The organism is Paenibacillus sp. AR247 (assembly GCF_002968895.1).
Classification (GTDB): domain Bacteria; phylum Bacillota; class Bacilli; order Paenibacillales; family Paenibacillaceae; genus Paenibacillus_AQ; species Paenibacillus_AQ favisporus.
Genome location: NZ_PCZT01000012.1, coordinates 546,876 through 554,924, shown reverse-complemented (window position 1 = coordinate 554,924; position 8,049 = coordinate 546,876). Strand labels below are relative to the sequence as shown.

Here is an 8,049-nt window from a genome sequence, read left to right as displayed (position 1 = left end):
TAAATACCGTCCGCACGCCGAGCTCCTTGCGCGGAGCGGCTGCATGCTTCATGGACGGATGGTAGATTTGGGCGAACAGGAAGCAGATGCCGATTTCCTCGAGGCACTGTTTAGCCTGTTCACTGCTCAAGTGAATGTTAACGCCGAGTGCCTCCAGCACATCAGCGCTGCCCGCGCGGCCGGAGGCCGAGCGGTTGCCGTGTTTTGCCACCCGGACCGAAACGGAAGAAGAAATAATCGCCGAGACAGTGGAAATGTTGAATTTGTGGATCCCCGATCCGCCCGTTCCGCAGGTATCCAGCAGCCTTGCGTTATCGGTCGCTACATGGCTCGCGACGCTTCTCATCGCTTCGGCAAACCCCGTGATTTCCTCCACGGTCTCCCCCTTGATCCGCAGCGCCGTCAGCAGCGCCCCGATCTGGGAAGATGTCGCCGCTCCTTCCATGATGCACTGCATCAGTCCGCGGGCTTCCTCCCTTGAAAGATCCGCGCCTCCGATCAATTGTGACAAACTCGCATGTATCAATTCGCTTGCGCTCATGCTCTTTCCTCTCCTTTCCGGTCCATTAAGGTGTATATTCAAAGAAATAATCCTGATTGGTCACTTCCCGCTCCAGTTTGACCGGCGGGAACATCGCTTCCGCCGTCCGGATCGATTTTAGAAGCGCTTTGGCTTTGTTCACCGTCTCCTCATACTCTTTCTCCGGAACAGAGTCCCACACGATGCCTGCTCCCGCCTGCACGTAAGCCTTGCCCTTGCGGAATATGATCGTCCGGATCGTAATACAGGAGTCCATGTTGGCGTTAAATCCCAGATACCCGATGGCACCGGCATAAGCGCCGCGCGCCTCACGCTCCATCTCAGCGATGATCTCCATCGCTCTCAGCTTCGGTGCTCCGGACACCGTTCCCGCCGGCAGGCAGGACAGAAAGGCATCGAAGAAATCTTTGTCGTCCCGCAGCGTCCCCGACACATTCGAAACCATGTGCATCACGTGCGAATACTTCTCAATTTCCATAAAGCTGTCGCATTTCACGGTGCCGAACGCCGACACCCTGCCAAGATCGTTGCGGCCCAAATCCACGAGCATCAAATGCTCGGCGCGCTCCTTCTCGTCGGCGAGCAGCTCGGCGGCAAGACGGCTGTCTTCGGCCTCATCGGCCCCACGCGGCCGCGTGCCTGCGATCGGCCGGGTGCCGACCTTGTTGCCGTCGACCTTGACCAGCGCCTCGGGTGAGGTGCCTACAATGATTTCTTCATGCATTTTCAAATAATACATATAAGGCGAAGGATTCAGTGTTCTCAGCACCCGGTAAACATGCAGCGGGGACACTTCCGTAAACATGCAGCGGGGACACTTCCGTCTCGATATGAAAGCGCTGGGACAGCACCACCTGAAAAATGTCTCCTGCGCGAATATACTCCTGCGCTTGGCGAACGTTCGCCATATACTGCTCCTTGGTCATGTTCGACTTGATTTCGCCGAGGTCAATATCCACCGGAATGCTGCGGCCGTTGACATTCTCTCGTGGACCCTGCTCTTGCAGCTGCCCCGCGATCTCCTCCAGCCTGCGGTCCACCTCGTCATACGTTTTACGGATCGCTTCGTCGTTGTCCCCTTCCTTTACATGCACGTTGCCGACCAGCAAAATTTGCTGCTTCACATGATCGAACACGATGACCGTGTCGCAGAACATGAAGCGGATGTCATCCATCCCCAGATCGTCGACCTGATGTGCGGGAAGCTTCTCGTAATACTGCAGCAGATCGTATCCGAAGAAGCCGATCGCTCCTCCCGTGAACGGAGGAAGATCATCGAGTTTCGGGCTTCGATACGAGCGAAGCAGCGCCTTGAGCTCCTCAACCGGCTTCCCTTTCATGAGCTGCTTCTGTCCGCCCTGCTCCAGCACGATTTCCCCCTTCTTGCCGGAGATCATCATGAACGGGTCCGTCCCGATAAACGAATAACGGGCCCACTGGCTTCCTCCCTCTACACTTTCAAGCAGAAATGCGCATTCCCGCTGGGCATAGCGCTGAAATATACGGATTGGCGTTTCCATATCGGCCAGCAGCCGTTTGACGACCGGGATCAGATTGTACTGTCCGGCCAGGGCGATGACCTGCTCTTTATTAGGATTCAACATCGTGTACCCTCCTTCGATTGATCAGGACTTTGTTGAGCAGCAGACGCGAAAGCAACAAAAAAACCTACTACCGAAGTAGAGGTTTGGATTTCAATAAGTATATGAAAGAGTCCGACAGCATGAACCGCATCAGCATTCATGCGTCCCCTAATACAAGGAAACACCTTGACTGCCACAGCACGGACATGTTGACGAAATATAACATGCAACCCTATGGACTCTGCTCTTCTATACTTAACTCATCTCATCTAAACTCTACTCATCTCAACTACCTACACTATACAGGAACATTCCCTGTTATGGCAACCATGTTTTTCAAATCAGGCTTTGGGTGCGGCCAAATCCGGGCGCAGCTTCTTCGCTTCATTCTGGTACACGTGGTTGATCTCTGCCTGGCCCTTCTCGGTATTGACCGTCACCATAAGACGGATGCAGCGCGGCAGGCTTCCCTTGACAGGAACCTCCATCGAACACATCAGCGGCACAAGCTCCCAGCCTTCCAGCTGGCGGATCGCTTTAGCCGGAAACGCTGCATCCAAATCTTGGGTCAGCGTAATCCAGATGCTGCAAATGTCATCCGGATTGATCTCGTTGCGGTCGGCAATTTCCTTCATCAAACGAAGGGTTTCATCCAGAATTTCCTGTTCGTCGTTGCGGGTTACTGTCGTTGCTCCCCGTATTCCCCGGTTATACATGCTCAGGCTCCTTTCTTCTCAGCTCTTCGATCACTTCGCGGACCAGAGCCTCCGGAATGTCTTTCACAATGCTGACCTCCCCGATCCGATCCGGGACGATAAACACCATAGTACCTTCCGTAAATTTCTTGTCATGCTTCATCGCCGCGATCAGTTCATCCGTGGACAAGTGCTCCGGCAGTACGACCGGAAGCTTCAGTGCCTTCAGCATGGACACCGTTTCCGGATAGATGGAGGCATCGCGTCCCAGTTTGACAGCCAGCAATGCCGAGCCCGCCATCCCGATGGAAATCGCCTCACCGTGCAAAAATTCCCCATAGCCGCCAACCGCTTCAATCGCATGGCCAATCGTATGGCCCAGATTCAAAATGGCGCGCAGGCCGCCCTCGCGTTCATCGGCCGACACGACATCGGCCTTGATGGAGCAGCCGCGTTCCAATCCGTACGCCAGCGCCTCCCGGTCCAGGGACAGCAGCTCAGACGCGTGGTCGCGGCACCATCCGGCAAACTCCGCATCCCGGATCAGGCCGTGCTTGACCATCTCGGCAAGACCGGCGGATACTTCGCGCGCCGGCAGCGTCTGCAGCGTATCCATGTCGTATAGCACCAGCTCGGGCTGGTGAAAGGCGCCGATCATGTTTTTTGCGAGCCGATGGTTGACGGCTACCTTCCCGCCGACGCTGCTGTCATGCGCCAGAATCGTGGTCGGAATCTGCACGAATTTGACGCCGCGCATATATGTAGCAGCCACGAAGCCGGCAAGGTCTCCAACCACGCCGCCGCCGAGCGCCAGAACAGCCGAGCTGCGGTCCAGACCTCCCTGGATGGCCGTCGTCATCACTTCTTCATACACCGCGAGGGACTTGGACGTTTCCCCCGACTTGACGATCGAGACGACCGCTGTATATCCCCGGCTTTCCAGACTTTGCTTGAGGGTGTCCAGATGGCGGGCCGCAACCTGCTCATCCGTGACGATCAGATGCGTGCTTTTCTTGGTCAGCCCATGCTTCTCCAGATAACTTCCCGTTTCGGGAAGAAGGCCCGGGCCAATATAGATCGGATACGAACGGTCGCCAAGCTCCACTTGTACGGTTCTCATCATCAGTACCTCTCCACTTGGGCAAGGTAATTTTCAAAGTTGGCTTTGATTTCGTCCATGGAATCGCCGCCGAACTTCTCCAGGAACGCCTTGGCGATTTCCCATGCGACCACATGCTCCATCACCACGCTCGCCGCCGGAACGGCGCAGGCGTCCGAACGCTCTACCTGAGCGGTATACGGCTCTTTTGTATCAATATCCACGGTCTGCAGCGGTTTGTACAGCGTTGGGATCGGCTTCATCACGCCCCGGACGACAACTGGCATGCCGTTGGTCATGCCGCCCTCAAAACCGCCCAGGCGGTTGCTGGCCCGGGTATATCCCTTGCCTTCCTCGTACAGGATCTCGTCGTGGACCTGGGATCCGCGCAGCACGCCGGCCTCAAACCCGATGCCGATCTCGACGCCTTTGAACGCGTTGATCGACATGACCGCCTGAGCGATCCTTCCGTCCAGCTTGCGGTCGTACTGCACATAACTCCCGAGACCGACCGGTACGCCCTCAACGACGCACTCCACGATCCCCCCGATGGAATCGCCTTCTTCTTGATTTCATCGATGTAGGCTTCCATCTTCGCTTCCGTCTCAGGATCTACCACCGAACCGAGGAAGCCTCGGTGCGTTCGATCAGTTCGTCGACGCTCAGGTTGTTGGCCGGCGCTTCAATTTCGCCGATCCGAATCACCTGGCCGGCAATTTGACTGCCGAAGCTTCGAGAAACTGGCGGGCGATCGCCCCGCAGGCAACGCGTGCCGCCGTCTCTCGCGCGCTGGAGCGCTCCAGCACGTTCCGCAGGTCTTTATGGTTATATTTCAGGCCGCCATTCAGGTCGGCATGTCCCGGGCGGGGACGGTGAACGCGGCGTTTCTCTTCATCCGACCCTTCGATCGGCTCCACGTTCATGATGCTGCTCCAGCTCGCCCAGTCCTTGTTCTCAACCACAAGGGCAACCGGAGCTCCCGTCGTATAACCGTGCCGGACACCGCCGACAATATTCGCCGTATCCTTCTCGATTTGCATGCGGCGCCCGCGTCCATGCCCCTTCTGTCTGCGTGCAAGCTGAAAATTGATGGCTTCAAAGTCCAGTTTCAACTGGCTCGGTAATCCTTCGATAATGGCCGTGAGTTGAGGTCCGTGCGTCTCCCCCGCCGTTAAGTAGCGTATACTCATGGTGCTTTCCCCCTTTAAACTGTTAAACATTAACTGGCTAAAATCCGCAGATATCTTTTGCCATTATAGTATAGGTGCCACGCTTTGACAAGAAACCCCTATAGCTATATGCAATGTACTAAAGCCAGGGAAAACACTTCGGTTGTATTGAAGATGGATCAAGGAGAAGCTTGGTTCATATTAGCCCGTTATATTGAAATCCCACGATCAAGGCCAGCTGTTCGGTTCGTTTGCAACTTCAGTCCTTTGCATGGGGACACCCGAAAGAATAGCCCCGTAACCAAGCACAAAAAAGCACCGCCTTTCCTAATGAAAGTACGGTGCTTATTAGCGCCAGCTTCCGCCTGCCTACCGGCTGACCGGCTGACTGCTTCGCTGCGTATTCTTCTGACCTTCCAGGGAATCCTGTACCAGGCGGCTCAGCTGGACGCTCTCAATGCCCAGAATCTGTCCGCATTCCTGAATGGTAATAAATCCGCGCTGATACGCGGTAATTACCTTTCGTTTGTCCATGATGTGCAAACCTCCGCTTTGTCTGATGCCGTAATATAATCGTAGTATCGCAAAGAGAGGGTTTGAATATACCTTGACACCTTAAGCGTCGGCCTTTTTCCGGTAAAAAAAGGTTTCGGTCGGCTCGAGCCCGTATTGGCCGGGCGTAAAAATTTGCTCAGTGCTTCCCACAAAAAGATATCCCCCGGGACGCAGGGCAGCGGCAAATTTATGGTAAAGCTTGGCTTTGGCTTCTTCAGTAAAATAAATCATCACATTCCGGCAGACGATCAGATCGTGATTCTGCTCAAACGTGTCGGTCAGCAGATTCTGCTTACGGAATTGGACGTTTGCCTTGAGCCCTTCGCTGAACTTGTACATCGGACCTTCCTGGGAAAAATACCGGGCCGCAACTTCCTTCGGCACGTCCTTCAGCGAACGCTCGAGGTACAAGCCTTGTTTCGCTTTGGCCAGCGCGCCCTCATCGATATCGGTGGCGACCAGCGTACTCGTCTGCAGCAGCCCTTTGCCGTCCAAAATCATGGCCAGCGTATAGGGCTCCTCTCCCGTGGAACATGCGGCGCTCCACACCTTAAGCTTGGACCGCGCACCTGCGGTCAATTCCGGAAGGATCACATCGCGCAGCACTTCCCAGCGGTTCGGGTTGCGCCAAAATTCCGAGACGTTGATCGTCATCCGGTCCAGAAACTCATGAAACAAGCGCTTATCCTTTTGCAGCGCCTCGAAAAATTCCGCAAAACTGCTGTATCCGTTCTTTACCCTGAGCGTCGTCAGACGCCGCTTCATTTGGGCTTCCTTATAGTCCGAAAGGTCGATTCCCGTGCTTCGCTTAATATTCTGGATAAACCCTATGTAATCCGGGTCGGGCGTCCCTGGCTCTTCCGACGCGCCGCTATTATATAAAACTGGCTTTACATCCACGGCGTAATGCTGCGGTCGTAATCCACCAGTTCATGCGCTTCGAAGAAATTGGCGATTTCGCGTGCGCTGCTCTCCGGTGAATCCGAGCCGTGAATCAGATTATGGGGCGTATGGGAAGCGTAGTCCCCGCGGATGGTGCCCGGCAGAGCCTCCGTGACTTCTGTTTTGCCCATCAGAATGCGGGACAATTGAATAATGTTATCCCCTTCCCATACCATGGCGAACACAGGGCCGGACGTAATGAACTTTACCAGATTGTCATAAAAGTCCTTGCCCTCATGCTCCGCGTAATGACGCTTGGCCTGCTCGTCCGACACCTGCACCAGCTTGCCGGCCACCATTTTGAAACCTTTGTCTTCCAATCTGCCTATAATTTTACCGATTAAACCACGCTGCACTCCATCAGGCTTGATCATTAAAAAAGTTCGCTGCATAAACTCACTCTCCATTTCCTCAAGTCATTGCGAATGTTGTACATAGATATGATTTGTATTGTAAACAGAAAGTCGGATCAGCGGAAGTATCAATACGAACGTTTGGTCACAAAATGGGCGATATCGCGCAAATTTTTCTTCGTCCGCTGGTTCGGAAGCCGGTCGAGCGCGTCCAGCGCCTTGTTGATATAGCGGGTAGCCAGCTCCTCCGCCCGGGCAATTCCCGTGCTGGATTTGATGAGCGAAACCGCTGCGGAAACGTCGCATTCCCCGTTCTGTTCCCGGATGACGGCGATCTCCTTCAGCAGCGGTTCCCGAATCGCCTCGTCCTCCAGGGCATACAGCACAGGCAGCGTAATGTTGCCCTGCCGGATATCGCTTCCAGGCGGTTTGCCGATTTGTTTCTCCGTTCCGCACAGATCCAGGAGATCGTCCTGAATCTGGAATGCCATCCCTACGTTATAGCCGTAGCGGTAGAGCAGGTTGCCTACCTTCGGCTCCGCGTCTGCCGCTACCGCTCCCAGCTGGCAGCTGATCGCGATTAGAAGGGCGGTTTTGCGCCGGATACGGAGAAGGTAACGACGGATGCTCTGTTCCGTATTGAAGAAGTCCCGGATTTGCTCCATTTCTCCGATGGACATCTCGACCATCGCTTTGGAGAGGATTTGATGAATCTTCGGGTTCTCCAGCTTGGTGGCCAGCAGCAGCGCCCGGGCGTATATATAGTCCCCCGTGTACATCGCGATTTTATTATCCCACTTGGACTTGACGGTTAATTGACCGCGGCGCGTCTCGGCGTCGTCAATGACGTCGTCGTGCACCAAGGAAGCCATGTGGATCAGCTCCAGAGGAACGGCCACATGCTTCAGCTTGTCCAGGTCATAGCTGCCGAACTTGCCGCCCATCAGCACAAACACCGGACGCAGCCGCTTGCCGCCTGCCTTCAGCAGGTGCATGGACGTCTCGTTCAGCAGCTCGTGATCGCCCTCAATGCTGCGAAAGAGCTCTTGTTCGATTTGATTCATATCTTTTTTCAGTAAGCCGAATATGTCTAATCTCTTCATTCCTTCACC

The 8,049-nt window shown here is 54.9% G+C and carries 7 protein-coding genes and 2 pseudogenes; all 9 read right to left on the bottom strand.

All coding sequences use genetic code 11. From position 1 onward, the window contains the following. Positions 1-541 (bottom strand): anthranilate phosphoribosyltransferase (gene trpD / locus CPT76_RS40375; protein ID WP_258168756.1); only part of this gene is annotated, 541 nt, incomplete at its 3' end. Positions 542-566: 25 nt separating this feature from the next. Beyond that, a pseudogene (gene trpE, locus CPT76_RS24160) lies at positions 567-2,145 on the bottom strand (anthranilate synthase component I). A gap of 320 nt (positions 2,146-2,465) precedes the next feature. Beyond that, positions 2,466-2,840 (bottom strand): chorismate mutase, encoded by a 375-nt coding sequence (aroH, locus tag CPT76_RS24155; RefSeq protein ID WP_105444686.1) that lies wholly within the window; start codon positions 2,838-2,840, stop codon positions 2,466-2,468. Further along, complete coding sequence (gene aroB, locus CPT76_RS24150; protein ID WP_105444749.1) at positions 2,833-3,939, bottom strand: 3-dehydroquinate synthase; 1,107 nt, start codon at positions 3,937-3,939, stop codon at positions 2,833-2,835. Before aroB ends, aroH begins: the two co-directional genes overlap by 8 nt. Positions 3,940-3,941: 2 nt before the next feature. After that, a pseudogene (aroC, locus tag CPT76_RS24145) lies at positions 3,942-5,108 on the bottom strand (chorismate synthase). 348 nt (positions 5,109-5,456) lie between these two features. Then, the gene (locus CPT76_RS37745; RefSeq protein WP_163879324.1) at positions 5,457-5,621 is read right to left on the bottom strand and encodes a hypothetical protein; all 165 of its coding nucleotides are present in this window, start codon (positions 5,619-5,621) and stop codon (positions 5,457-5,459) included. An 81-nt stretch (positions 5,622-5,702) separates the two neighbouring features. After that, positions 5,703-6,542, bottom strand: coding sequence for a CheR family methyltransferase (locus CPT76_RS24140; protein ID WP_280117506.1), 840 nt, complete (start codon positions 6,540-6,542; stop codon positions 5,703-5,705). Further along, positions 6,533-6,976, bottom strand: coding sequence for a nucleoside-diphosphate kinase (gene ndk / locus CPT76_RS24135; protein WP_076170097.1), 444 nt, complete (start codon positions 6,974-6,976; stop codon positions 6,533-6,535). The genes CPT76_RS24140 and ndk overlap by 10 nt, the downstream gene beginning before the upstream one ends. Before the next feature lie 89 nt (positions 6,977-7,065). Next, positions 7,066-8,040: a polyprenyl synthetase family protein gene (locus CPT76_RS24130; protein ID WP_105444685.1), complete on the bottom strand. Its 975-nt coding sequence runs from the start codon at positions 8,038-8,040 to the stop codon at positions 7,066-7,068. Positions 8,041-8,049 lie beyond the last annotated feature (9 nt).